We start from the raw sequence: 26,877 nt of genomic DNA, 5'->3' as shown, positions 1-26,877 counted from the left end.
AACTCCTTGCTCAAATTAAATCCAGTATATAAAAGATTAGTTTGAGATACAATTTTAAACAAGGCTAGAGAAAATTTCAGGGTTAGTTTGTCTTGTTCTATCAATAAGCATGGATTCAACTTGACGGTCTAAATGATAGATATAATTTGCAGGCAGCATATTTATCAGGTCCTGCAAAAAATATGGAAGAAGGTAGCGATATTGCAATAACATTTTTAGATGGTGACCACTAAATAAATGCCAAGGAGAAATTTATGCAAAGCAGATTAGAACAAGATGTAATTTTTACAGCAGAAAGCTTCACAAATAACTTTGCGGATAAAGGCAAACTTGATTTTAGCATTGAAAGCTTATGTTGTGTTGATGATATTTTAGATGAATTATGTGATTTTGAACTGGATGAAGATAATTTGGACTCAGTCTCTTCTATGGCAGGTTGTTATATTTTTGAAGTAGCGAGAAGGAATTATGGTGGGAAGTATTATTGGATAACAGAAAGAAAACAGCCCGTGCTTGTTACTGGTGAACCCAATTTTTCGATTTCAATATTAGCTTTTGACAAAGTAAAAGGAAGAATTCTAAATGGCCAAGAAGATAATATACCTTATTACTTTGAAGGGTATATCCAGGCAGTTCAAAAAGGTAAAGAAACAGGATACTGTGCGACAATCGTTTAGAAGGGGATAATTGTATTACTTAAAGCTAGCGGAGGTGAGACTATGAACGACTTATTCGTCCGTATTTGTAATCATGAGGACTTAGAGCAGCTTGCTTCTTTAAACAAACAGCTCATTGAAGATGAAGAGCATGATAACAAGATGAATCTGGAGCAATTGAAAGAAAGAATGAAGTCATTCATGAGTACGGGATATAAGGCTTATTTCTTTCTAGAGCAGAACGATATAAAAGGTTATGCTCTTGTTGATCATGAAAGAAAACCGTTATATTTAAGGCAATTTTTTATTTGCAGAGAAAATAGACGCCAAGGATACGGGAAGTTAGCCTTAAATAAATTGACTGATTTTTTAAATACGCAGGAACTGGATATTGAAGTTATGTTTTGGAATGAAAGAGGATATAGATTTTGGAAATCGTTAGGATTTACTGAAAGAAGTATTTATATGAGATTAGAGAATGTAATTAAAGAGTGAGTTAGCATTATATTTTGAACTTAGTCCAATTAGAAAAATATTTACATAAGAACAAATATTCGCTATTATTTAGAGGTATACAATTCCATATATGGGAGGTTTTCCGGCGTGGCTCGTGTTATTTTATTTGAAATGAGTAGTCAGGACCCAGAACGATCTGCAAGTTTTTATTCATCAGTTTTTGGATGGCATGTTGGTGAACCTAATTGGGGATATCATGCGGTTACCACTGGGAGTGATGATAAACCAGGAATTAATGGAGGAATAGCATTAGGGCCACATGATTATCCACATGGAACTAGAATACAAATTGAAGTTGACAATATCGATGACGCGATTAGTAAATCTACAGAAGCTGGAGCGCAGGTTGTAAGAGGAAAGATGGAATTTGATGATTATTTCTTGGCATACCTGGTTGATCCTGTTGGCATCGGGTTTGGATTAGTGCAGAATAAAAAGTAGAAGGAAGAAGAATTATTGGACAAAATTAAGCTTCCTTAATTACATTGGCGCCTTCTTTAGAAAGAATTATCTGAAGAAGGCGTTAATTAATTTTGTTGTAGTACATAAATAAGTATTGAGAGCTTCAATAGAAGAAAATCCAATACTAGTGGTCTTAAGTGTGGAGATACTTTTGTTATGTGAAACTTCCGTAAGAACAAATTGAATCTGTAAGGTGCAACATTATGAAACAATATAGATTAGAGCAGGCAGAAAAAAATATATTTGCAGTTCATCAAGTTATTTATTCTAACTCTGATATTGAGATGTGGTATGACTGGAATACTCGTTTGGATGATACGAAGTTTACAGATCAATGTTTTTGGATAATGTGTGACAATGATAGGATTGGAGGGGTGGTAAAGATTAATGATACTTTAATGTTTCCATTTATAATTCCTCCATTTTCAGATCGACAACTAATGTGGAGGATATTATTAAACTGTTGCGAAGAAATAAGAAATATCAACGGAGTTCTGCAAGATGATGGAAATATACTGCTGTCATCAGGTTTTAAAGTAAATGTAATTCGACAGGTAATGTGCTGTCCTACGGATGCAAGTAAAAAGCCGGTTATTACAAATGGATTTTCTCTTTATATGTTGGACGATTCTTTTGACATAACAAAAATTAAAGAGGTAATGAAGGAAGGATACCGTGGAGGAATTGACTACGAGATCTTTGGTGTTCCCAATGATGAGAAGATAATGGAGGATTTATCATATCTTTTGCAAGTTTACAAACATAGGAATCTTTCGATACATGTCGTAAATGAACAGAACCAAGAAATCGTTGGACTTTGTATAGCTGGTATCAGTGAAAACATGCCATTAGGATTTGCAGAAATCGGGGAATTATGTATTGTTCCTCAATATAGGAACAAAGGAATTGCCGAGTTCATGCTAAATTACATAAAAAAGTCTGCGAGCGATTACACAGAGGTTGTAAAATTATGTGTTACTGTCGGAAATTATGCAGAAATACTTTATAAGAAAGCAGGGTTTCAAGCAGGCCCTAGATTTGCGAGAATGACTAAAAGATCAATGTAGTGATGATTCTGATAGGCTTTTTGTTAAAGATTTTATTATTGGATTATTATCATTAAACAAGGATTGTACATATTTTCGAGGAACATGGAAGCATCACCTAACTATATATTCACGCTGCGGAGTCTGGAGGCTCCTTGGCCCGCACGAGGCAAATGGCAGTGAAGTGGACTCATGCGGACACACCTGCAAGGCTAAGTCCGTCGGACCCGCAGCTTTGCTGCCTTAAGCCTCTCAGCGTCGTGAATACAGTAACGTTATAGGAAATCAGTATAAATCGTAAAAACCATATCATAGATCGTAAGGTGGGAGATTGGTGGAGAAACAGAAGTTAATAAGTATTTTTGATAGGCAAGCAACCCAATATGATAAAAAAAGAGAAGATGCTAAACAAAAACGTTGGCGTCAGAATCTTTTAAGTCATACTAAGGGCGAGGTGCTTGAACTTGCAGTAGGGACTGGTGCTAATTTTCCATTCTATCCTCTGGAAGTAAAGATTACCGCAACTGACTTTAGTGAAGCGATGATTGAAAAAGCACAACGGGCAGCAAAAGAACATCGCCTTAATGTAGATTTTATTTGTTCTGATATTGAAGAAATGAACTTTCCTGATCAATCATTCGATACAATTGTTTCAACATTATCATTTTGCAGTTATAACGATCCTCTAATGGTGTTGGATAAAATCAACCGATGGTGTAAACCAGACGGGAAAATCCTGTTCATGGAGCATGGGATCAGTTCTAACCTTATCGCTAACACTATCCTAAAAGCCTTTAACCCACTTTTATATCGTGTTTATGGATGCCACTATACTAGGGACATTCTTGGGCTAATCGAAGAGTCAGGTATCCAAATCGATAAAGTGGAAAGCTACTGGCTTAATATGGTTCATCTTATTTGGGCGAAACCGAGACAGTTATAACACAGCATGCCTACTGGGGCATTCGCCCTTGGAAACAGTAGAATACTGTATAAGGCTAGAATGATGTTTAATGAATTAGAGAAAGAAGAATGGGAACGCACGATGAAAAGATGAAAACCAAACAAATATGTAATGATTTCGGGAAGAAGAATAGACTTGAAAGCGTTTCGTAAATACATAAAACGTTAGGAGGGAGCTTATGATCTCTATTCGAGAATATCATTCAAATGATTTGGAAGCTCTGACAGAACTGATGGCTGATTTAGGGTATCCCTCGGAAATTAATAGTATGCGATCAAGAATCAAAGCAATAGAAGAAAACACGTCTTACTATACGTTTGTTGCAACATTAGAAGAGCAAGTTATAGGGATGATCGGAGTTCGCTTGGTATATTACTATGAAGCTGATGGTGTACACACTCAGATTACTTGTTTTGTAACCAAAAAACATTATCGAGGACAGGGTGTTGGAAAAGAATTGATAAGATTTGTTGAGAGCTGGGCAAAGGACAAGGGTGCTGATGGGCTTTCATTAACAAGCGGGATAAAAGAAGATCGAGTGGATGCCCATGAATTTTACAAGAAGATGGGATTCAAGATTAATGGTTATAGATTTGTAAAAAAATTCAGGGGGTGATCAATATTTTTTATGACAATCCTGTTGCAAAACAGAGATATACAATAAAAAGATGTCCACGGATTGAGGACATCTTTTTATTTTTGTCCGGATTAGGTGTATAATAAGGTAGATGTGAATCGTCATCGACATAGAGAATATACGAGGAGTGTTTACACAATGAGCAAGACGGTACCTGTCGGCGTTTCTGCGCGTCATATTCATTTAACACAAGAACATATCGAGGCTTTGTTTGGACAAGGTTATCAATTGACAGAGTTCAAACCATTGTCTCAACCAGGGCAATTTGCAGCTAACGAAACGGTTGCTGTAGTTGGTCCTAAAGGTGAATTCGCAAAAGTTCGTATTTTGGGTCCAGCTCGCCCAGCTTCCCAATTGGAAATTTCCCGTACGGATTCTTTCGCAATCGGCGTTAAGGCTCCAGTTCGCGAATCTGGCAGCATAGATGGAACTCCTGGCATCACAGTGAAAGGTCCTGCTGGCGAAGTTGAGCTTCAAGAGGGCGTAATCGTAGCTGCGAGACACATTCATTTCCACACTTCTGATGCAGATCAATGGGGCATTAAAGACAAGGACCTTCTGAAAGTTCGCCTTGGTGGAGAACGTGGTCTGGTTCTTGAGAACGTAATTGCACGTGTATCTGATAATTTTGCTTTGGACATGCACATTGATACAGATGAAGCAAATGCAGCTGGAGCTAAAACTGGCGATACAGCTGAAATTGTAGAGTAGAATAAGCTTATAAATAAGGTAGACTTTTGGAGGAAGTTAGGCTCCAGAATGTCTACCTTTTTTGATTAAATGCTGGTACGTGCATTCTGTTCCTCAGTTTGTCTACGAGTAAGAACCACCAGAGATGATCTCCAGTGGTTTATTTCATTATTCGCCACTTTCAATGGAAACCGCGTGGGCAATACATGGGATGCTCTCGCCTTGCTGAAAAGAAAGTGGAGATAGCAGCGCACCAGTGGCAACGACCAAAATCCGCTTTAAGTCACCTTTTCGCAGTTGATTCAGTAGATGCCCATAGGTGACGACAGCGGAGCAACCACAGCCACTAGCCCCGGCTTGAACCTTTTGCTTGTTATAGTCATAAATCATCATACCGCAGTCTTTATAGGTGGTTTGCCTGATCGGAAATTTATGACGCTCGAACAGCTCATTAGCTATATCATAACCAACCTTCGACAAGTCACCTGTCACAATAAGATCATAATAGGAGGGATCGATTTGCATATCACGAAAATGTGCTTGAATAGTATCAACTGCAGCAGGGGCCATTGCAGCCCCCATATTAAATGGATCGGTTATTCCCATATCGATGACTTTACCGATGGTTGCAGAAGTAACCCTGGGGCCATCGCCTTCTAGCGATATGATGGCAGAACCAGAACCAGTAACGGTGAATTGAGCTGTTGGTGGTTTTTGAGATCCGTATTCTGTAGGATAACGGAACTGCTTTTCTACACTGGCGTTGTGGCTACAAGTTCCGGCTAATGCGTATTTCGCACCACCATAATTTACTATAAAAGAAGCTAACGAGAGGCTCTCCATAGAAGTTGAGCAGGCTCCGAACAGCCCGAAATACGGAATGCTCAATGAACGCGCCGCAAAGCTGCTGCTAATGATTTGGTTCATTAGATCGCCGCCAAAATAAAACTGGACTGCCTCTTTGGTTAAGCCCGCTTTTTGAATAGCAAGATCTGCTGACTCTTCAATCAGAACCCGTTCTGCTTTTTCCCAGCTCTCTTGCCCGATATATAAATCACCGTGAATCTTATCAAAGTCATTGGCGAGCGGGCCTTGTCCTTCAAACGGGCCTACTACGGTGCCTGTACTGATGATTCTGGGCTTGTTTGTGTAAATCCAGCTTTGGTGTCCTTTTAGCATTTTAGTGACCCCCTCCCGCATAACCAGGAACAAATATCGCGTAGATGATTCCAACGAAAAAGGCGGCTACTGTCCCGAATACAACGACTGATCCAGCAAGCTGGAACATACCTGCTCCAACTCCGAGCACTAACCCTTCGGCTCTATGTTCAATGGCAGAGGAGGCCATGGAGTTCGCGAACCCAGTGACTGGAACGGCGGTTCCTGCTCCAGCCCATTGGGAAATTTTATCGTACACTCCAATGCTGGTTAGAATGACGGACAGAATAATCAAGACAGCAACCGTAGGGTTGCCTGCTTCTTTTTCACTGAAGCCGCCATAAGCAATAAATGCTTGACGAATGCACTCTCCAATTAGGCAGATCAGACCTCCAGACAAGAACGCACGGATACAGTTAACAAAGGCGGGACGTTTAGGTTCCTTGGCCATCGCCAGACGTTGATATTGCTGCTGCATGGGTGTAAGGTTTTTTCTTGTACTTTTAGACATTGGATGGATACCTCCTTTACTGTGACAATATAGGTCTAATCTGGTCAATCACCTGCTGAAGCTGCATTGAGCAGTCTCCGTACATAACTTTGACCTTTTTGTTGTCCGATGAAAGGGCGAACATTTCAAGATCGGCTTCACATTTTTTGAGCTGGGCGAGGAGTGAAGCTTTTTCCTGTGGCTGAGGCACCTTAAGCTTGTCATCGTATAGATCCACATTAAATTGTCCGTAGGAATCGACCTGACCCACAAATACGTTGTCCGAGGATACCCCGAGCTTCTCAAGCTCTGTGTTAAGCCATTCTCTGCTCAAACCGGCTGCAGCAAGCCCCTCATCCATAATTTCGCCGTCCAAGATAACGTTTTGCGGCTCGCTTTCGGGAGCTACCTTGATGCCTAAATGAGACGGAGTAATTGGCAAATATTCATTTTTGAGGAGCGCATTAAGCTCTCCGCTAGGCTCCATAATGGCGAACTCCACCTGAGCGGCTTGGAAGATACTCTTTTTGCGAAGCTGCTCAAGCAATTCTTCGTTCGTTAGCTTCTCTTTTTTCAGATTGTCCTCAAGAATTTTGCCATCTTTAATTAAAATGGTTCCCTTTCCATCGATAAGGTCTCTGGCTTTTTTACTCTTGATTTGCAAAAATTCAATTCCGAACGATACTAACGACCAAACCACTAAAGCAATGATTCCTAAATACCAATCCGTGTCTACATCCAGGGAAATATATGCGGTAATACTACCGATCGAAATACCTGTAATGTACTCGAACAAGGACAGTTGGGAAATTTGTCGTTTACCGAGCAATTTGGTAAGGGCGAAAAGTACAACTACCGCGACTAGTGTCCGTACAATGACTTCCAACCATAGTGGCATAAATGTGAGACTCCTTTCAGCCGTCAGTGAACGACTTTAAACAGTGAATTAATCCAATTATGTGCAGATGTCGCATTTTTACTATAACAAAATCTGGCAATATCGGTGTGTATGAGAAATGTGTAAATTGGCTAAATTATGTTTTGTCGTAAGCGATGAACATAACAAGGTGGTGATATCATGACAGTTGCAGCTCAAGTTAAAACAACATTAGCTTCGTTGAAAAGCGCACAAGCGAACCTGGAGTCATTTGCGTTGAATACGCAAAACCAAGAAGCTAAAACCTTGTTTACCAACGCAGCTGAGCAGACTCAGCAAATTGTGACTCAGGTAGAGAGCCGGGTACAACAGTTGGAGAACGAAGAACCACAATATAAAGGTTTCTAATGTCTTAGTAGACGCAAAAAAGAGGCTGACCTCAAAGTTATCTAGGGTAACTTTGAGGGATAGCCTCTTTTTTTACCTTAAAGATTTTACTGAATCCACTGAACAACACGTTCGATCGGTTGACGCGTTTTTTCCCGAGGCTCTTGTTTGCGGTATCCAAAAGCAACCATGCACGCTGCTCCAAAATCATCCCCGTGAACGATCCCTTCTTCCCGCAGAAGTTGTTCTACCTTATCCTTATCAAATCCTTCAATCGGACATGAATCGATGCCAATCTGGGCGGCGGCTGTCATCATATTGCCAAGGGCAATGTAGGTTTGTCTGGAAGCCCATTCAAACATGGCCCGTTCATTTCCGAGCAGGTGAAAGTCAGCTTCAAGAAAACGATGATATAATGCTTGTTTGTTCTCCGCGATTTCAGAAGGGAGAGCTTGTATAGAATTCATCATGTATTGTATATGCTCAGAAGTTGCTTCCATGCTGCTTTGAGTCCTGGATAGAATAATGACAAAATGACTAGCGGTAGGAAGCTGCTTTTGGGCTCCCCAGCATACAGGAAGAAGCTTGGTACGAAGGAGTTCATTTTGGATAATGATAAATTTCCAAGGTTCAAAACCAAACGAGCTCGGAGATAATCTGCCTGTCTCGAGAATAAAATCAAATTCCTCAGCGCTTATTTTTTTGGCAGAATCAAACTCTTTACATGCGTGTCTGAAACGATATGCATCCAGTATTTGATTCATCTGATCTTTTTTCATTTTTTATCACTCCTATATTTTGATTTCACTCTCCTTAGAGTATAATTTACATACAACACTTAGATAAGTACGCACATTTTTGTTATATAGTACCTATTTTTATACTTAGATGATTGGAAGAGGAGATGTGGTCTTATGGCGATAAAAATACACGGTATGGGCCCAAGCGACAGAGGTTGTCCTGTTGAGTTTACGTTAGGGGTAATCGGTGGAAAATGGAAAGGAATACTTTTGTACCATTTGATTAATGGTGTAAAAAGATTTAATGAGCTTCGCCGCACATGTCCGAATATTACGCAGCGTATGCTGACCTTGCAGCTTAGGGAGCTTGAACAAGATGGGCTTATTCATCGTGAGGTATATCAGCAGGTTCCACCTAAGGTAGAATATTCACTTACACCACTTGGTCAGACGTTGATTCCTATTATTTTGCAAATGAAAGTGTGGGGAGAGACCCATAGAGATACGATCTATGAGTTAAATGGAGAAGTAGAGCAAAATAGCGAGAATTCATAAGCGGCTCTTATCTGGATATCACCCCTGAATCATGTTATAATTTGGTGTAATGCATTTTTTACGACTTAATTTGATCCGGTTGGAATCAGATAGATTGATAAAGGGAGTGAGCCGACATCGTGGCTAAGGAAACTAAGGATTACTCCAAGTATTTTGACTTCTCAGATGCAAAAGTCATTTCGGAGGACGAGCGGGGGAAAAAGATCAGAATTCGTGGACGCGAAATACAGATTCTTTCCGAACCGAATCATCGTATAGAGAAACAGCGTGGTAAAGAGGACATTCAAGTACTATATGAAAACGCGATTCCTGAGGAATTGCAGCATATCGGCGTAGGCAAACATTATATTGTATATACTTTTGGTTGCCAAATGAATGAGCATGATTCGGAAACGATAAAAGGCATGCTGGAGCAAATGGGATATCGGGCTACCGAAGATCGTAAGGAAGCAGACATTATCCTGCTTAATACTTGTGCTATTCGTGAGAATGCAGAGGATAAAGTGTTTGGTGAGCTGGGCCATTTGAAGGGCCTTAAAACTGAAAAACCGGATTTGCTGCTTGGTGTTTGCGGTTGTATGTCACAGGAAGAAGGGGTTGTGAACCGGATTTTACAGAAGCATGGGTTTGTTGACATGATCTTCGGTACTCACAATATCCATCGTCTGCCGCGTTTGATTCAGGAAGCTTTGTTCAGCAAGGAAATGGTTGTGGAAGTATGGTCCAAGGAAGGCGACATTATCGAGAACCTGCCTAAGAAGCGTGAAGGTATGCGTGCTTGGGTTAACATTATGTACGGTTGTGATAAATTCTGTACTTACTGCATCGTACCTTTTACTCGCGGTAAGGAACGCAGTCGTCGTCCGGAGGATGTTATTGCTGAAGTGAGGGAATTAGCTCGTCAAGGATTTAAGGAGATTACACTTCTTGGCCAGAACGTTAATGCATACGGTAAGGATTTTACCGACATGAATTATACTCTTGGCGACTTGATGGATGATATTCATAAAATTGATATCCCGCGTATTCGTTTTACAACTTCGCATCCACGTGATTTCGATGACCGTCTCATCGAAGTGCTGGCTAAAGGTGGCAACCTGGTTGAACATATTCATCTGCCAGTTCAATCCGGTAGCAGTGAAATTCTAAAACGAATGAGCCGTAAATATTCTCGTGAGCATTATCTTGAGCTGGTTAGAAAAATCAAGATAGCAATCCCTGATGTAGTCTTAACTACAGACATTATCGTAGGTTTCCCTGGAGAAACTGAGGAGCAATTCGAAGATACCTTGTCATTAGTTAGAGAGGTAGGGTATGACTTCGCATATACCTTCGTCTACTCTCCGCGTGAAGGCACTCCAGCGGCAGCAATGGAAGACAATGTACCGATGGAAGTGAAGAAAGAGCGCCTTCAACGGCTAAACGCTTTGATTAATGAACAGAGTCGAATAGGTAATGAAGCAATGCGCGGCAAAATAGTTGAGGTGCTGGTTGAAGGTGAAAGCAAAAATAACGCTAACGTGCTGTCGGGCCGGACTCGCAGTAACAAGCTGGTTCACTTTGAAGGCTCAAAGGATTTGATTGGAACATTCGTTCAAATAGAAATAACTGATCCGATGACCTGGTATATCAAGGGGAATATCGTATCTGAGCCAATAAAGGAATGCATATAAGGGGGTAAAACCTTGGGAGAACAGCATCAACACCAGGATCATACGGATTGTGGTATACCTAAATACGATTCCCGTGATCTTGTTATTCGCGAAGATATTATTAAGAAGGCGAAAGAACTCGCTGAATTAATCGGTACCAGTGAAGAGGTCGTGCAATTTCAAAAGGCAGAGAAGCTCATTAAGAACCATGAGCGAATTCAAGCTTTGATTAGCGCCATCAAGAAGAAGCAAAAAGAAATTGTAGCGTTCGAGAGCTTCCAGAATAAAAATATGGTGGATAAGATTGAACGCGAAATCGATGAGCTGCAAGATGAGCTCGATGGTATACCGCTTGTTACGGAATTCCAGCAAAGCCAGAGCGATATCAATTATTTATTGCAGCTAGTCGTTTCGGTGATTCGGGATACTGTCTCCGATAAAGTAAATGTTGAGACAGGTAACGAGCCGGCAGTAACTTCTGGCTACGGCGAGTAATTACTATGAAGTCGGTGCGGAGGCTATCTTCCGCACCTTTTTATTCATCGATTGCTTTGAATCGACACCGTAACGGAAGTGACAATATATAGAGCATGCTTTGATGGCTCTGGATACTTATACAGGAGGGTAACGATTCATGGATTGGTCAGACATCATGAAGAAAGAAGAAGGTTCATTTTGGGGTATGTTAGGAATGCGTCTGATTTCCGCTGACGACAGCAAGGTTGAGATTGGAGTAACAGCAGGAAAATCGCATTTGAATTCAAAGGGTATTGTACATGGTGGGGTATTGTCCGCGATGATGGACCAAGCGATGGGAACGATGGTAGCTCAAGTGAAAAATGGACGTCTGGGCGTAACTACACATCTGAATGTCAACTTTCTAAGCGCAATGGTTGAAGGGGAGTTAATTGCTACAGCCTATCCACTGCATGAGACACACCGTACCATGACGCTTCGCGCAGAGGTGCACAATAGTGAAGGTGTTCTTGCTTGTATTGCGACGGCGACTTTCCGCTTGCCCCGTGCCCCGAATGTCAATACTACCAAATGATTATCACATTAATTGTTAATGTGATGAAATAAACGGAAACGTTATCTTCATATATAGAAGATTGACGTTATCATATGACTGATGTGGTGATTGTGATGAGCAAAGAACAAGAAATGGATAGCCGAGGGAATGAAGGAAAGAAATACCGAACACCGGACGGTATTCCTGCCGATATTGTTATGTTTACACTAACTCGTCAAGAGCGTAAAGCATCAACAAAATCGCTGCCCCGTTTTGACCTTAAAGTAATGTTGATCCGTCGGAGAAGCTGGCCTTTTGCTGGAGCTTGGGCACTGCCTGGGGGGTTCTCTCAAGAGGATGAGTCTCTATTTGAAACTGCGCGAAGAGAGCTTAAGGAAGAGACAGGAGTAGACGGGAATCATCTAGAGTATCTTGGTGTTTATAGCAAACCTGGCCGAGATCCGCGTGGCTGGATTATCTCTCATGCTTTTTTCGCTCTCGTAGAAGAATGGGTGCTGGAGAAACGGCAATCTGCTGACGATGCCCAGGAAGTCGGCTTGTTTACTGTGAAGGAAGCTCTGGAGGAGCTGGATCTCGCGTTTGACCACAGGGAAATTCTGGCTGATGCCTACCTAAGAATTCAACAGCAAATGCTGCATACGACGATTGCGAAGCAGTTTTTGCCTCCTCATTTTACGCTCGGTGAGTTGTATCAAGTGATCCAGACGGTGGTTCCCGATTTTGCTGAACTGAATTTTATCCGTAAAATTACATCAACGCGTAGTCGTCAAGGCATACTTGAAGAAGTGCGAGACGAGAATGGCAAGCCTATGCTATCTAACCAATATTCACAGCGTCCGGCTCAACTGTATCGATTTACGGATTTTACACCGCAATTATCTATTTACACCTAGTGTGACAACTGCTGAGCAATACATATATACCGTAGGAGTTAAATGGTAGCCTTGGTGCGAATGTAACTGCTATGTATCAAATATTGCTGCCCCATCTGTTACAGGACAGCCAGAGAGGATGAGACACCATGGATAGTGCAAATTTAGCGCTACATACAGATAAGTATCAGATCAACATGATCTATGCACATTGGATTAACGGTACACATCAGCGTAAAGTTGTATTCGAGGCATATTTCCGAAAGCTGCCGTTTGGCAACGGATATGCTGTGTTTGCAGGACTGGAACGTATTGTGGCTTACCTTACTAATTTGCGCTTTACTGAGAAGGATCTCAGTTATTTGGCCAAGCAGGAAGAAAATTATGATCCAAAGTTTCTGGAGCTGCTTCGGAACTTTCGATTTAACGGCAACCTGCACTCCTTGGCAGAGGGGGCGCTTTGTTTTCCTAATGAGCCATTGGTTCGGGTTGAGGGTACGATTATGGAGACCCAATTAGTGGAGACGGCGTTACTTAATTTTATGAATTTCCAGACCTTGATTGCGACAAAAGCATCCCGGGTCAAACGAGTCGCCTCCCAAGATGTATTGCTTGAGTTCGGAACCAGACGTGCTCAGGAGGCAGATGCGGCTGTTTGGGGAGCTCGCGCTGCTTATATTTCTGGATTCGATGCTACTTCTAACCTATTGGCGGGTGAAATTTTTGACATTCCTACAAAAGGAACGCACGCCCACTCCTGGGTACAAATTTTTGACTCTGAGCTTGAAGCGTTTGAGACATATGCCAAGGCTTTGCCAGATGGAGTATCTTTGTTAGTGGATACATTTGATACGCTGGAGAGCGGTGTGCCGAATGCAATAAAAACGGCTAAAATGCTTGAAGCTCAGGGTATAAAAATGGCCAGCATTCGTCTGGACAGTGGTGACCTGGCTTACTTATCCATTCAAGCTCGCAATATGCTGGATGAGGCAGGGTTATCCTATGTGAAGATCGTTGCTTCTAATGATTTGGATGAGAATACGATCTTTAATCTGAAAGCGCAGGGTGCACGCATCGATATTTGGGGAGTAGGTACCCAGCTCATTACTGCGGCTGATCAGCCAGCTCTTGGTGGAGTGTACAAAATGGTCGAGCGAGAACGTGAAGGCAAGATGGAACCGACTATCAAAATCTCAGGCAATCCTGAGAAAGTAACCTCGCCAGGTAAAAAGGATGTACTTCGAATTATCAGCAAGGAGAACGGGAAGGCAATTGCTGACTACATCTGTTTTCCTCATGAACAGCAGGCAAGAAACGGTGGCAAGCTTCGCTTGTTCGATCCGGTTCATCCGTATATTAAAAAATCAGTCAAGGACTATGAGGCCATTTCGATGCAGCGGCCGATTTTTATAGATGGAGAATTGGTTTATGATCTTCCAACTTTGGATCAAATTCGTGCGTACCATCAAGAACAGCTAAATTTGTTCTGGCCGGAGTATTTGCGTAAGCTGAACCCGGAAATTTATCGTGTGAGCTTGAGCCAGGAGGCTTGGGAATTGAAGCAAAAAATGATTGAGGAGCATCTCGGACAACACGACGAAGAATTCTCCTTCTGAATAAATTGATTTAACAAGGCTGACCCTGTGCCATGATTTTGGCGAAGGGTCAGCCTTTAATTATTTCTCGGGAAAGCGCAAATTACGATAATTTTGGCAAAGTCAAGCTCTTTTCTTCGACAAAGATTTGCAAGCAAAAATACCTTACATAGTTAGGAATCTTTCTGTTTTCGAATAAATTCATGACATCTTAAGTAATATTGTCAAAATGAGATTGTCCATATGACTTTTGTTACATTCGTCACACTACAACTATGGTAAATTTAAAAATTAATTGAGTTATTTTTTATATGATATTTTTAACGTCGTTATGATCTCGCAAATGCGAAGAAGGGAGTCAAACGCGTGGTTAAATTACCGAAGCTAAACGATCTGGGATTTTTTGAAATTCGCTTGGAATCAATTGGAGGACTGGGCGCTAACCTTGCAGGCAAGATGCTGGCAGAAGCCGGAGTGGAGGGCGCTGGACTTAATGGAGTTAGCTTTTCATCATACGGTTCAGAGAAAAAGGGATCAGCAGTAAAGGCTCATATTCGTTTTTGTGATTTGAATACACCTATTCGTGATACGTCACCCGTAGAACGCCCGCATATTGTCGGCATTTTTCAAGAAGCCTTGGCTAAGACAGTTAACGTAATCAGTGGAATTTATGAGGATAGTACAGTATTGGTGAACTCTCGTAAGTCGCCGGAAGAATTGAAGGAGAAGATGAAGCTAATTGGAGGTACTATAGCAGTAGTAGACGCTACGGGAATTGCACTTGATGAGAAGAACCGTGTCAATATGGCTATGCTTGGTGCTATGTTCCGTCTTTGTCCTTTCCTTGATCCTGAGACGATGAAGACGGTTATTCGCAAGTCGCTAGAGAAGAAATATCCTCAGACTGTTGCTCCTGCGCTTGCCACATTTGATAGGGGCTACAATGAAGTAGAGTTTCAAACCTTTGTTCTTCCAGAAGGTGTTAGCATGCCTTCATTTGTTAGAGCCGATACGCCTGTGTTAGGATATGAGACTCAACCGATTGGCGGTTTGGTCGTTAATCCGGGAAATAGTATTTTGAAGGATCTTAGCATTTCTCGCTCCGGCATGATGCCTCATTTCAAGGAAGAGACATGTATTCACTGTGCACAATGCGATTCTGTCTGTCCAGACAATTGCTTCGTTTGGGAAGAGCGTTCGGACAAAAAGGGTCGTCCACAGATGTTTCTTAAAGGGATCGATTATCAATATTGCAAAGGCTGTCTGAAATGCGTGCATGCTTGCCCGACAGACTCGTTGTCTAATGAACGTGAAGAAGACGGCTATGCTGAAGAGCATCGAGTTCCTCATCTGTTCGATTTGGTGATTCACTAATTCAATGAAGAAGGGTGGTACTCTCAAGTGGCGATAAATTTGGAAAAAGAAAAAAATACAGCCAAGGTTGAGGAACGCATCGTCTATGAATCAGGTAATGAGATGGCTGCCTATGCAGCTCATCAAATTAATTATCATATTATGGGTTATTTTCCGATTTCCCCATCTACTGAAGTTGCACAGTTTCTCGATTTAATGAAAGCAAACGGACAGCATGACATCAAGCTGATTCCTTCTGACGGCGAGCATAGCTCGGCAGGTATTTGTTATGGCGCATCAACGGCAGGAGGCCGCGTATTCAACGCGACAAGTGCGAACGGTTACATGTATATGCTGGAGCAAATGCCTGTTCAATCGGGAACTAGATTTCCGATGGTCATGAACTTGGTCTGTCGCTCGGTATCAGGTCCATTAAACATTCATGGCGACCATTCTGATCTTTATTTTGCATTAAATACAGGCTGGCCGATCCTGATGTGTCGTGATCCGCAGGCTGTGTATGATATGAACATTATAGCGATTAAGCTTGCTGAAGATCCGGAAGTGAGATTGCCTGTTCTGGTTGCATCTGACGGATATTTTACTTCTCATCAAAAGCGTCGGGTGCATACTTTTGCAAACCGTGAGGATGTACAGAAATTTATTGGTGAACGTCCACCAGCAGGATTTGCTCATACGCTGGATCGTAACAACCCGATTACCGTTGGTCCATATATGAACGAGCCCGATTATATCAATAACTGTTATCAACAATCTCAAGCGATGTACAACGCTGAAAAGGTGTTCGAACGCATCGCTGATGAATACGCCGTACTTACAGGACGTGAGTACAAAATGCTGGATATGTATCGTATGGAGGATGCAGAAGTTGCGGTATTCCTGATGAACTCTGCTTCTGAAATTATTAAGGACGTCGTGGACGACTTACGTCGCCAAGGCATTAAGGCGGGCTCCATTGCTCCAAACATGATTCGTCCGTTTCCTCAGAAACAAATTGCAGAAGTTCTGAAAAATGTAAAAGCAATAACAGTAGGTGATCGCGCAGACTCTTACGGAGCTCATGGCGGCAATATGGTGAATGAGATAAAGGCAGCGCTGTTCACCTATGGTAATCAGAGTACAAAAGTAGTCAGCCGTATTTACGGTCTTGGCGGTAAGGAATTTTACGCGGAAGACGGTCATCATTTGTTCTCGCTTGCTGTTGAAGCTGCAAAGCTGAACAAAGTGGAGGTTCCTTTTGATTATTATGGACATACTCCTGGTAATCCGGAAAAAGCTCCAAAACGTGTACTGCAACCACTTAGATTTGAAGATTTGAAAACCGGACTGATTACCGTTACTAAAAATGAAGAGACAGGCAAGCTCGGAGTTCGTATTCCACCGCTTCGTGCTTTGACTAAGAAACCGAAACGGATCGCACCAGGACACGGTGCTTGTCCGGGCTGCGGTATTTTCTCAGGATTGGAATTGTTCTTCAAGGGTATTGAGGGCGATATCGTTGCATTGTTCCATACGGGCTGCGCGATGGTCGTGACAACGGGTTATCCATATTCCTCACATAAAGCAACCTACATCCACAATCTGTTCCAGAATGGAGCGGCGACTTTGTCCGGTGTAGTAGAAATGTTCTGGGAACGCAAGCGTAGAGGAGAGCTTGATGAGCTCGGTCTGCAGGATGATTTTACATTCGTTATGGTCACTGGTGACGGCGGAATGGACATCGGTATGGGACCAGCTATCGGAGCAGCGCTTCGCAATCATCGCATGATTATTGTAGAATACGATAATGAAGGCTATATGAATACAGGTGCGCAGTTATCCTATTCGACTCCTCTGGGTCATCGGACTTCAACGTCTAATATTGGCTCGGTGCAAAAGGGAAAGGTATTCCATCATAAGGACACTGCGCAAATTATGGCGGCAACCAACATCCCTTACGTATTTACAGGTAGTGAGGCTTATCCTCAGGATTTGGTGAAGAAGGCGGCGAAGGCTCAATGGTACGCTCAAAATGAAGGGCTTGTTTACGGTAAAATTTTGATAGCGTGTCCGCTTAACTGGATCAGCCCTGATGATGAAGGCACAAATATCGTTGATGCTGCTGTTAACTCCTGCTTCTTCCCTCTATATGAGGTAGAGCATGGCCAAACGACGATTACTTACAACCCTGATGAGAAGAATAAGCGCATTCCTCTGTCAGACTGGTTAAAGACGATGGGCAAAACACGGCATTTAACAAAACAGGAGAATGAACCTGCCCTTAAAGAGTTCGAAAGAGAAGTGGAACGGCGTTGGCAGGCACTGCAAGCCAAACACGAACACCCTTATCTTTAAGTTAGACTGTCATGGTATAAATAACTCGCAGCATTCTGCGAGTTATTCCTATTTATAAGGAGGCGCATAATAGTGGTACAGTTGGGGGAACAGTTTAAAGCTTTTCGTGTGCATAAGGATGAACATGGTTTTCGATCGGGTGTTGAGAGAATCAGCTTATCAGATTTACCGGATGGGGATGTAACCGTTGAAGTTTGCTATTCAGGCGTGAATTATAAAGATGGGTTGGCCAGCACACCCGAAGGGAAAATTGTCAGGAAGTATCCGTTTATACCTGGGATAGATCTGGCTGGTGAGGTTATTGAATCAAGTGATGCCCGATTTAAAAAAGATGATCTTGTGCTTTGCACTGGTTATGGTCTGGGTGTGAGTCATGAGGGTGGTTATGCGGAAATAGCCAGGGTTCCTTCTGAGTGGCTTGTTCCATTACCTGATGGCTTGACACTAAAGGAAGCTATGGCGATTGGTACAGCTGGTTTTACAGCGGCTTTGTCAGTAGAACGTTTGCTGGCGAATGGATTAACGCCTGAGCAGGGTCCTGTTCTGGTTGGCGGAGCAACTGGCGGAGTCGGAAGTATGGCTGTATCGATTTTGAGCAGGCTTGGGTATGAAGTGATTGCTGTAACAGGAAAGACTGGTGTTTCTGAGAAATTGACAGCTCTCGGCGCGCAAAAGGTGATTACCCGAGAAGAAGCTGCAGGAGAGACCAAAGGTGTGCTTGGTAAAGAGCTGTGGGCGGCTGTTGTTGATCCAGTCGGCGGGTCATTCACTTCACAGGTTGTTAAAAGCGTTCGGTACGGTGGTTCTGTAGCTTTGTCTGGACTAACCGCAGGCGGCGGGGTAGAGACTTCGGTATATCCGTATATTTTGAGAGGGGTTAACCTGCTTGGGATCGACTCTGTATTTTGCCCGAACAATTTAAGACTTAAGCTTTGGCAGCGGCTTGCTGGAGAATGGAAACCGGAATCTGCGTTATCGCAAATGATTCAGGAGTATGATTTGGATCAATTGCCAGAACTATTGGGTCAAATTCTTGAGGGGAAAGCGGTTGGAAGAAGTGTCATTTCACTAAAATAAATATGGTATAAAATGGGCGGCGTTAACACAACCTATCTCCATTACAATTTGCGAACCTTGGACAAACCTTGGATAAAGGATGGGATTGCTTATGAAACGGTGGATTTGGGGTGTTAGTGCCGTCCTGTTGCTATCACTGACGACTGGCTGCACTTATAAGGGTATGCAGAAAATGACGAAGGAAGAAGTCAACAAGATCAATATGAAGACGTTTAAGGAAGGAAGTCTTCGTCAGCGGATGCAGGGAACTACACTGAATACAGCATTGCTTCAAACATTGAAGGCGGAGTGCTCAAAGCGTGGCATTAGACTTACTCATGAGACATATGCCGAAGGCTTGGACGGAAATATTAGCTATAGCTATTTTATTAACGGCGATGCACGTCATTTTCTAATTGTGAACGTATTTCCTAATGAGGAAGAACGGATTAGAAAAATGGCTGCAGTGTACGGTACTGGTGATGGGCAAGGAATTAACATATATTCAAAAGCTGGAGAAGCAAACGTTATTTCGACTAAAAATAATACGGCGCTTGTCTATTCCTCTAGCGGAGTTAAGCAAAGTAAATACAGCAAAGAGATTAAGGAAGTTTTCAAAAGTGTGCTGTCGAACGTTTCAAATCACATTGCTCCATAAGCATAAAAATACCCTCGATTTCATCGTGCACACTAGCGCATCACTTTGAAATGTGAGGGTGTTTTGCGTTGCTGCAATTATTTTTTATATATTTCACGCATGACATGCTTTAGCTCGGGGATGATTATTTTTTCCATTGCAAGTTTAACAGCTCCTTTAGAGCCCGGCATCGAAAATACGGCAAGATCCCCGATCGTTCCTGCAATAGCGCGGCTTAGAATAGCTGCAGCTCCAATATCCTCGGTGTAGCTTAAATAACGAAATATTTCGCCAAAACCCGGCAGTTGCTTATTCAGCATGCTGCTTACAGCTTCGTAAGTAGTGTCTCGTGGAGCTATACCAGTACCTCCGGTAAGAAGAATGGCCTCAACTTCGGGGCTGGATGCTGCTTCCTGCAGGAGCTGACGTATTCCGTCATATTCATCGCGGACAATTTCATACTTCACTACTCGGTATCCGTCAGCTTCAAGCAATTGAATCATCAACTTGCCGCTCTCATCATTTTCTTTGGTACGTGTGTCCGATACGGTAACGACCATGCAAGCTACATGATCCGGCGCTTCAATTCGGTGTTCATCAACTGATCTCATAATGTTTCGTATCCTTTCCGGTCTGTCGACCAGCTTCTATTTTACCATAAATTCATTTTTTCTTTCGTAGCTTGGGTCGCTTGATTTGCTTGATAGTGGTAAGCTGATATATAGAAGAACATAGATGAATACGGAGGATTTGGACAAGAATGAATAGTGATAAAGCAACTCCTATATATATTTTATCAGGCTTTTTGGGTAGCGGAAAAACAACATTGCTTGGTCATTTATTGACATTTTGGAAAGACCATGGACTTCGTCCCGCTGTTGTGATGAATGAGATCGGTGATGTTAATTTAGATGGTCTGTTAGTGCAGGATGAAGTTCCGATGGCTGAGATGCTAGGCGGATGTATTTGTTGCACGATTCGCAGTGATTTAAGCACTCAGCTGTATGAACTGATTGCTCAGGAAAAACCTGATCTTGTTGTAATTGAAGCTACCGGTGCGGCGAATCCGATGGAGATTTTTGATGCGGTGACTGAATCCTCTCTATATATGAAGCTGGATATTAAGCCTATGATTACAATTGTTGATGCTGCCCATCTGGCAGAGTTGTATGAATCGCAGCAAGGGAAAACCTATAGATTGATGATTGATCAAATTCGTTGTGGCTCCCAGCTTATTTTAAATAAAGTGGATCGTATTGATGACAACAAACAGGAAGAAATGAAGCAACTGCTGGCTAAGCTGAATCCTTATGCCAGCATGATTCCAGCGGTCAAATGTAATGTGAACCTGGAGCAATTGCTGGATAACCATGCTGGTCGTAATCATCAAGAAGCTCAAGCTATTCATGAGCATCTTGATTCATGTGGTTGCGGAAAAGAGGGCTGTACAGATGTTGCCCATACGCATGAACACGCTGGACATGATCATCATGAGCACACGCATCATTCGCATGACCATGTAACAGTGTATACGCATTATTTTAAGGGGCCGATTGATAGTGTGGAATTTGAGCAGTTCATCTCGGAGCTCCCGCGGGAAATCTATCGTGGTAAAGGAATTTTGCATTTTTCTGATACCGCCAGCCGTTTCTTGTTCCAATATGCATACAGAGAGGCAGATTATTTGAAAATTACTCCACAAGGTGATGTTCCCGATGTCGCCGTATTTATTGGAGAACATTTTGATCAGGCAGCTATTGCGGACAAGCTGAAAGTAATGGAAAAAAGCGGGGGACAATAATCCATGGTCAATAATGCGATGCCGGATAATCAGCAGTCTAAGGAATTGTTTACTTATTTCGGACTTGCCGTATATTATTCTCAAGCATTGGAGCAGCTTCTCGCTAATCTGATCATGACTATGAAACTATGTAAGGAAGATGTTTATTCTGAAGAGAAGTTCACTGAAAATTTTCGCAGAAAGCTTGGGAACTCGTTAGGTCAACTCGTTAAAGAGATTCAGCAGCATTTTTCTTTTTCAGATGAGGAGATGTCAGAGCTCACAGGGATCTGGAAGCAACGGAATTATATCGTACATGATTATTTTAAGGTAAACATTCATGATTCATTTACTTCAGATGGAAGAACAGCGATGATTAAAGAGTTGAAGGATTTCAGCACTCGTGCAGAGAAATTGTATTCCAGACTACAGCAATATAATGAGCAGCTTCTCCACGGTGTCGACCCTAATGATAATATGGAAGAATGATGCAACATTCTTTATAGCTGTCCCGTCTATGGGATTGAGGTGATCTTAATGAGAAACAATCAAAAGAAAATGGTGAAAATGGCTGCAGGGATTGTTTTAGTATCTTCTCTGATAATGCCTGCTGCTGCTTCAGCATTTAGTGATGTGAATGGACAGGATGCTGAAATTGTACAATCAATGCAACATAAGGGATGGATTCAAGGCGTGACCAAAGATAAGTTTGCACCTAAAGGCAAGCTCACAGGTGCACAAGGCGTGCATTTAATTGTACAGGCATTGGGTTTGAAGGGACAAGTTAAGACGAATTTGAAATATACTGGCCAATCTCAATGGTACGCTACTTCATTACGTATTGCCGAAGAGAATGGGATTGAGCTTCCAGAGAATTTTACGGTGAACGGTGAATTAACGAGAGAAGAATTCGCCTATATTTTGCGCCAAGCGATAAATACAACGGGAAACTATCCGCTCATTAAGATGTACATTGAAGTAGCTGATGGAGATCAGGGTACAGCTCTATATTCCGGCAGTATTCAAAATTTATTGCTCATGAAAATAGCTACGCTGGATAGCAAAAACAATTTCTATCCTAAAAATAGTATTACACGTATGGAAGCAACCCGAATGATTTATAATGCTGTCGAGTATGTTAATAAGTACAACGATAGCCAGAATGAGGTTAAACCTATTAAGGACACGGTAACGTATAATGTTGAGAAAGTGAACGATGATATTAATAAAGTGATACTGACGCGACCAAATCAGCCTAATCCTGGATATGGGATAAGAGTTGCCAAGGTGGAGTTCACAAAGCAGGGAACGGCTATCGTATACTATGAGCTGCTATCGCCTGAAGCAGGTCATGACTATGCTCAAGTGATAACGGATACCAAGACAGAAACTTATATTTCAAGTGAATATAAGGTACAGATTGAACTGCTGCTAAATTAGTCGGTATATTATAGAAAGAACCTTCAATCCCACTCAGAGTGGAATTTGAAGGTTCTTTTTGGTTGGTGGTTTTGAAGAAATTATGCCCCTAGTATCGGTGTAGCCGAGCCATTTGCAGCTGCTCCAACTGGAACGTTATTTCCTGGGGCTTCGGCAGTTCCAACCTGTAGACGATACATTTGATAATATCGTCCGCCTAGTGCAAGCAGTTCATCGTGTGTACCGCGTTCGACGATTTCGCCTTTATGCAGAACAAGGATTTGGTCTGCGCTGCGAATAGTGGAGAGACGGTGCGCGATGATAAATGTCGTTCGACCTTTTTTCAATACCTCAAGCGCGGACTGAATCAAAGCTTCTGTCTCGGTATCTATATTAGCGGTCGCCTCATCCAGAATAAGAATAGCAGGGTCGAAGGCGAGCGCACGAGCGAACGAGATGAGCTGGCGTTCTCCAGCCGAAAGTGTGCTGCCTTTTTCCACAACCGGCTCATCCAGCCCCTTGGGAAGATGGGACAAAATTTTCATCGCTCCAACATCCTCCAGTGATTTCTCGATCATTTCGCGAGAGATACGTTTATCTCCAAGGCTGACATTGGATGCGATCGTACCAGTGAACAGATAAGGGTCCTGCAGAACGATACCCATATGCTGGCGAATCCACTGTTTCGGCAAGTCTTGGACCGGCTGGCCATCTATCGTAATACAACCTTTTTGCGGATCATAGAAACGGAACAGCAAATTGATAATCGAGCTTTTACCTGATCCGGTATGCCCAACCAGCGCAACAGTTTGCCCTTGCTTCGCCTCAAAGGAAATGTTTTTCAGCACATAATCACGTTTGTATGCAAAGGATACGTCGTTAAATTCCACGTTACCTTTGTATCGCGGCATAGAACCGTCTGTAACCTCTTCACCTGGCTCATCCATCAGGGAGAACACCCGTCCTGCAGATACCATGGAGGAATCCAGGGCAGCTAGCTGGTTCACCATGCCTGTAATGGGCTGGAACAATCTTCCCAGTACGTCAACAAAGGCATAAAGCACGCCGAGTGAAATAATGCCTGCACCGCTCAATTGAGCTGAACCAAAGTACCATAAAACAACAGCAAATGAGAGGCTGCGAAGTACATTCACCAGATTATGAGAGGTGAAGGCATTCAAATTCAGCATTTTGTTCTGGTGCTTCATATAATCGTCATTCAGATTTTCAAATTCTTCTGTTGTCTGTTTTTCACGACGGAAGATTCGGATGATCGACATCCCTTGGATGGATTCGTTAATCATCGCGTTAATCTCACTGAGTCTGGAACGGATCACTGTGTTGTACTTCGTAGCAAATTTGCGGTACAACACCACCCAGAACCATATAATCGGAACGATAAACAGACAGATCAGGCCGAGTCTATAGTCAAGAATGAACAGGGCAACAAAAACACCCAGCATATTAATGATACCCGAGAAAAAGTTAGCAAGAACGGCAATGAACAAGTCTTTAACGGCTTCCGTATCGTTGGTAACGCGAGATACGACCTTGCCTGCAGGCAGGTTGTCAAAGAAATGAACAGGAAGGCGTTGAATGTGAGCATACACATCCATTCGCAGCTTCTGTATAACCTTGTTGGCAGAAGATTGCAGCCAATATGTCTTTCCGAACTCCATAACGATTGAAATAGCTAAAAAGACAAAATACCAGCCAACCAGCTTCAAAATACCTGGAACCTCAGGTTTGTAAAATGCAAACAATTCTGTAGCGCTAAGCTTTTTAGCTGGATATTCCGTGATGACACCCTTCTGATTTAGGGTCAAAACTCCATCTTTAAAGCTACGATCACCAGAAACATTAGTAACCGGACTATCTACGAAAATAAAAGACTTACCTACCTGTAGTAACCGAACCTCTTTTACAATGGCTTCGCCATCAGAGAATCGATCGCTACGTTTAAATGTGCGCCCATCAAAGGATACTACCTCTTTACCGGTTGACGTAGTTTCATAGTAAGGCTTCTCGATTGCAAGCATATGATCATCGATCATAGATCTGGCAATAAATGGACCAGCCAGCTCGGCAGCCACACCGATAGCCAGCATGACCAGAGCTAGAATAAACGTTTTTTTAGCCGTTAGGGCATATTTGAATAATGATTTACCTGTGTGAGTGTGCACGATTACACCTCCTCATCTGTCAGTCCGGATTCTACCTGCTGACGTTCATATTGTTCACGATACCAACCGCCTGATTCAAGCAGGGTTTCGTGTGTGCCTTGTTCGATGATACATCCTTTTTCCAATACGATAATCCAGTCCGCATGTTCCACTGCAGAGAGTCTGTGAGTTGAAATGAGCGTCGTCTTACTGGAGCGTTGGGTACGGATATTGTTAATTATTCTTGATTCTGTCCGTGCGTCTACTGCAGACAATGCGTCATCAAGGATGAGAATGTCTGGATCAGCGATAAAAGCTCTGGCTAGTGAAACACGCTGCTTCTGGCCACCGGAGAGGGCGACGCCTTTTTCACCAACAAGCGTATCCAGTCCGTCTGACAGAGTGCCAAGGTCTTGATCAAATGCGGCAGTACGGATCGCATCCATAATGACCTCGTCCGAAGCATCCTGCAAGCCGAATTGTATATTTTGCCGAACGGTTTTGGAGAATAAAATTTGCTCCTGAGGGACGTATCCAATCCATCCATGCAATTGATTTAGCGAGATGTTCTCAATAGGAACGTCAGATATTTTTATGTCTCCACTTCCAGTAGGGTACTCATGAAGCAATTGCTTTAGAAGCGTCGATTTACCGCTTCCTGTTCTTCCGACAACGCCAAGTGTTTCTCCTCGGCGGATACTTACATCGATGTGCTCCAGATTGTTGATAGTCGAGGTAGGGTATTTGAACGTTACATCTTTAAATTCAATTGTATTTGGTCCTTCAACGACTACTGGATTTGCCACGTCCTGCACATCAGGATTAACGTCCAAAGTTTCGTTTACCCGGTCGAGTGAAGCTCCTCCGCGCTGCATAATGTTGATCAATTCTCCGATGGCAAACATCGGCCAGATCATCATCCCCAGGTACATGTTGAAGGATACGAGATCGCCCAGGGTTAATTCATTATGAAATACGAGATAGATTCCATACGTTAATCCAATAGCATAGCTTAGCCCGACGCAAAGACGAATGGTTGGCTCAAAAAATGCGTCAACCTTCGCGACGGCCAGATTTTTTTTGTACACATCATTGGTAATGTCAGTGAATCTCTGCTCATCATTTCGTTCCTGCACATAAGCGCGGATGACACGAACTCCAGCTACGGATTCAAGCACTTGATCGTTCATGTCGCCAAAAGCGTCCTGTGCGAGCGTATATCTTTCATGGATGATTCGTCCGTATATTTTCATCGCAAGTGCAATGAAGGGAAGAGGAATGATGGCAGCAAGTGTAAGCTTCCAGCTAATCAACGTGCTCATAGCGAGAAAAATGACAGCCAAATAGGCTGTGGAATCAGTAAGTGTAAGCATGCCAAAACCTACCGTTTGTGAAACAGATCGAAGGTCATTTGTTGCCCGTGCCATTAAGTCGCCGGTCCGGTTGCGTTCAAAAAACGGTGGTGTCATTCGTAATAAATGGCTCATAAACCGAGAGCGAAGCAGTCGCTCCACCAGATTGGATGCGCCGAACAATTTATGCATCCATATGTAGGTGACGAGATAAATACTGGCGAGAAATCCGATAATTAGCAAAATATATTTCGTGAGTGATGGCCAGGTGATTGACCCGCTTACAATGTCGTCGATGGCGCTGCCGAGAAGACGTGGTGGAGCGAGTTCTAAAACCCCACAGAGGATCAATAAGAACACGCCGATGACATAACGTCTTTTTTCTCTGTGAAAAAACCATCCTAACTTTTTTAGTACTGAGAACATTACGGGG

General features: G+C 42.6%; 28 protein-coding genes. 21 read left to right on the top strand and 7 right to left on the bottom strand.

All coding sequences use genetic code 11. The features are described 5' to 3' along the window. The first annotated feature begins 254 nt into the window (after nt 1-254). The 7 genes from BLS49_RS01465 (at nt 255) to pduL (ending at nt 4,992) form a co-directional block, all read left to right on the top strand. On the top strand, nt 255-677 hold the full coding sequence (locus BLS49_RS01465) for a hypothetical protein (protein ID WP_091226101.1): 423 nt from the start codon (nt 255-257) through the stop codon (nt 675-677). Between the two features lie 42 nt (nt 678-719). After that, nucleotides 720-1,151: a GNAT family N-acetyltransferase gene (locus BLS49_RS01460; RefSeq protein ID WP_091226099.1), complete on the top strand. Its 432-nt coding sequence runs from the start codon at nt 720-722 to the stop codon at nt 1,149-1,151. A gap of 108 nt (nt 1,152-1,259) precedes the next feature. Then, nucleotides 1,260-1,613 (top strand): VOC family protein, encoded by a 354-nt coding sequence (locus BLS49_RS01455; protein WP_091226098.1) that lies wholly within the window; start codon nt 1,260-1,262, stop codon nt 1,611-1,613. A gap of 224 nt (nt 1,614-1,837) precedes the next feature. Next, complete coding sequence (locus BLS49_RS01450; protein ID WP_091226096.1) at nt 1,838-2,701, top strand: GNAT family N-acetyltransferase; 864 nt, start codon at nt 1,838-1,840, stop codon at nt 2,699-2,701. 313 nt (nt 2,702-3,014) lie between these two features. Beyond that, nucleotides 3,015-3,623, top strand: coding sequence for a class I SAM-dependent methyltransferase (locus BLS49_RS01445; protein ID WP_091226095.1), 609 nt, complete (start codon nt 3,015-3,017; stop codon nt 3,621-3,623). 199 nt (nt 3,624-3,822) lie between these two features. Then, nucleotides 3,823-4,260 carry a GNAT family N-acetyltransferase gene (locus BLS49_RS01440; protein WP_245742227.1) on the top strand — a complete coding sequence of 146 codons (438 nt, stop codon included), beginning with the start codon at nt 3,823-3,825 and terminating at the stop codon, nt 4,258-4,260. A gap of 159 nt (nt 4,261-4,419) precedes the next feature. Next, nucleotides 4,420-4,992 (top strand): phosphate propanoyltransferase, encoded by a 573-nt coding sequence (gene pduL / locus BLS49_RS01435; protein WP_091226093.1) that lies wholly within the window; start codon nt 4,420-4,422, stop codon nt 4,990-4,992. Between the two features lie 147 nt (nt 4,993-5,139). Here pduL and spoVAD read toward each other — a convergent pair whose 3' ends face one another. Genes spoVAD through BLS49_RS01420 form a run of 3 tightly spaced genes read right to left on the bottom strand, consistent with a single transcriptional unit; the run spans nt 5,140 to nt 7,517 of the window. Next, a complete protein-coding gene (gene spoVAD / locus BLS49_RS01430) occupies nt 5,140-6,150 on the bottom strand; it encodes a stage V sporulation protein AD (protein ID WP_091226092.1) in 1,011 nt (336 codons plus the stop codon). A gap of 1 nt (nt 6,151) precedes the next feature. Further along, nucleotides 6,152-6,640 (bottom strand): stage V sporulation protein AC, encoded by a 489-nt coding sequence (gene spoVAC / locus BLS49_RS01425; RefSeq protein ID WP_091226090.1) that lies wholly within the window; start codon nt 6,638-6,640, stop codon nt 6,152-6,154. Nucleotides 6,641-6,656: 16 nt separating this feature from the next. Further along, nucleotides 6,657-7,517 carry a DUF421 domain-containing protein gene (locus tag BLS49_RS01420; RefSeq protein ID WP_091226088.1) on the bottom strand — a complete coding sequence of 287 codons (861 nt, stop codon included), beginning with the start codon at nt 7,515-7,517 and terminating at the stop codon, nt 6,657-6,659. A 180-nt stretch (nt 7,518-7,697) separates the two neighbouring features. On the opposite strand from BLS49_RS01420, the gene BLS49_RS01415 reads away from it, so the two are divergent. After that, a complete protein-coding gene (locus BLS49_RS01415; RefSeq protein ID WP_091226087.1) occupies nt 7,698-7,904 on the top strand; it encodes a DUF1657 domain-containing protein in 207 nt (68 codons plus the stop codon). A gap of 86 nt (nt 7,905-7,990) precedes the next feature. Here BLS49_RS01415 and BLS49_RS01410 read toward each other — a convergent pair whose 3' ends face one another. After that, the gene (locus BLS49_RS01410; RefSeq protein ID WP_091226085.1) at nt 7,991-8,662 is read right to left on the bottom strand and encodes an NAD(P)H-dependent oxidoreductase; all 672 of its coding nucleotides are present in this window, start codon (nt 8,660-8,662) and stop codon (nt 7,991-7,993) included. Between the two features lie 135 nt (nt 8,663-8,797). Between BLS49_RS01410 and BLS49_RS01405 the strand changes: the two genes are divergently transcribed. The 10 genes from BLS49_RS01405 (at nt 8,798) to BLS49_RS01360 (ending at nt 19,752) form a co-directional block, all read left to right on the top strand. Further along, nucleotides 8,798-9,178, top strand: coding sequence for a winged helix-turn-helix transcriptional regulator (locus BLS49_RS01405; protein WP_091226084.1), 381 nt, complete (start codon nt 8,798-8,800; stop codon nt 9,176-9,178). A gap of 119 nt (nt 9,179-9,297) precedes the next feature. Continuing rightward, nucleotides 9,298-10,851 carry a tRNA (N6-isopentenyl adenosine(37)-C2)-methylthiotransferase MiaB gene (miaB, locus tag BLS49_RS01400; protein WP_091226082.1) on the top strand — a complete coding sequence of 518 codons (1,554 nt, stop codon included), beginning with the start codon at nt 9,298-9,300 and terminating at the stop codon, nt 10,849-10,851. Nucleotides 10,852-10,863: 12 nt separating this feature from the next. Continuing rightward, a complete protein-coding gene (locus BLS49_RS01395) occupies nt 10,864-11,325 on the top strand; it encodes a YlbF/YmcA family competence regulator (RefSeq protein ID WP_091226081.1) in 462 nt (153 codons plus the stop codon). Nucleotides 11,326-11,464: 139 nt separating this feature from the next. Beyond that, nucleotides 11,465-11,881, top strand: a complete 417-nt coding sequence (locus tag BLS49_RS01390) for a PaaI family thioesterase (protein WP_091226079.1) — start codon at nt 11,465-11,467, stop codon at nt 11,879-11,881. Between the two features lie 95 nt (nt 11,882-11,976). Further along, nucleotides 11,977-12,756, top strand: coding sequence for an NUDIX domain-containing protein (locus BLS49_RS01385; RefSeq protein WP_091226444.1), 780 nt, complete (start codon nt 11,977-11,979; stop codon nt 12,754-12,756). A gap of 128 nt (nt 12,757-12,884) precedes the next feature. Then, nucleotides 12,885-14,351 (top strand): nicotinate phosphoribosyltransferase, encoded by a 1,467-nt coding sequence (locus BLS49_RS01380; protein WP_091226078.1) that lies wholly within the window; start codon nt 12,885-12,887, stop codon nt 14,349-14,351. A 345-nt stretch (nt 14,352-14,696) separates the two neighbouring features. Beyond that, nucleotides 14,697-15,704 (top strand): 2-oxoacid:acceptor oxidoreductase family protein, encoded by a 1,008-nt coding sequence (locus BLS49_RS01375; protein WP_091226076.1) that lies wholly within the window; start codon nt 14,697-14,699, stop codon nt 15,702-15,704. 27 nt (nt 15,705-15,731) lie between these two features. Continuing rightward, entirely contained in the window at nt 15,732-18,038 is a 2,307-nt protein-coding gene (locus tag BLS49_RS01370) for a thiamine pyrophosphate-dependent enzyme (protein WP_091226074.1), read from the top strand. A gap of 81 nt (nt 18,039-18,119) precedes the next feature. After that, on the top strand, nt 18,120-19,115 hold the full coding sequence (locus BLS49_RS01365) for an acrylyl-CoA reductase family protein (RefSeq protein ID WP_091226442.1): 996 nt from the start codon (nt 18,120-18,122) through the stop codon (nt 19,113-19,115). A gap of 91 nt (nt 19,116-19,206) precedes the next feature. Then, entirely contained in the window at nt 19,207-19,752 is a 546-nt protein-coding gene (locus tag BLS49_RS01360; RefSeq protein ID WP_091226073.1) for a hypothetical protein, read from the top strand. 77 nt (nt 19,753-19,829) lie between these two features. Here BLS49_RS01360 and BLS49_RS01355 read toward each other — a convergent pair whose 3' ends face one another. Then, nucleotides 19,830-20,342, bottom strand: coding sequence for a MogA/MoaB family molybdenum cofactor biosynthesis protein (locus tag BLS49_RS01355; protein ID WP_091226071.1), 513 nt, complete (start codon nt 20,340-20,342; stop codon nt 19,830-19,832). Nucleotides 20,343-20,491: 149 nt separating this feature from the next. Between BLS49_RS01355 and BLS49_RS01350 the strand changes: the two genes are divergently transcribed. From BLS49_RS01350 to BLS49_RS01340, 3 genes are read left to right on the top strand one after another with little or no spacing between them, the layout of a single operon-like run. Then, a complete protein-coding gene (locus BLS49_RS01350; protein ID WP_091226069.1) occupies nt 20,492-21,532 on the top strand; it encodes a CobW family GTP-binding protein in 1,041 nt (346 codons plus the stop codon). Nucleotides 21,533-21,535: 3 nt separating this feature from the next. Further along, nucleotides 21,536-22,000, top strand: coding sequence for a hypothetical protein (locus BLS49_RS01345; RefSeq protein ID WP_091226067.1), 465 nt, complete (start codon nt 21,536-21,538; stop codon nt 21,998-22,000). 48 nt (nt 22,001-22,048) lie between these two features. Further along, entirely contained in the window at nt 22,049-22,951 is a 903-nt protein-coding gene (locus tag BLS49_RS01340; RefSeq protein ID WP_175471267.1) for an S-layer homology domain-containing protein, read from the top strand. 80 nt (nt 22,952-23,031) lie between these two features. Here BLS49_RS01340 and BLS49_RS01335 read toward each other — a convergent pair whose 3' ends face one another. Then, complete coding sequence (locus BLS49_RS01335; RefSeq protein ID WP_091226066.1) at nt 23,032-25,113, bottom strand: ABC transporter ATP-binding protein; 2,082 nt, start codon at nt 25,111-25,113, stop codon at nt 23,032-23,034. A gap of 2 nt (nt 25,114-25,115) precedes the next feature. After that, nucleotides 25,116-26,870, bottom strand: coding sequence for an ABC transporter ATP-binding protein (locus BLS49_RS01330; protein ID WP_091226064.1), 1,755 nt, complete (start codon nt 26,868-26,870; stop codon nt 25,116-25,118). Between the last annotated feature and the right edge of the window lie 7 nt (nt 26,871-26,877).

It is taken from the genome of Fontibacillus panacisegetis, assembly GCF_900102215.1.
Taxonomy (GTDB): Bacteria; Bacillota; Bacilli; order Paenibacillales; family Paenibacillaceae; genus Fontibacillus; species Fontibacillus panacisegetis.
The sequence above is the reverse complement of the archived record's forward strand: the minus strand, read 5'-3'. Positions and strand labels throughout refer to the sequence as shown.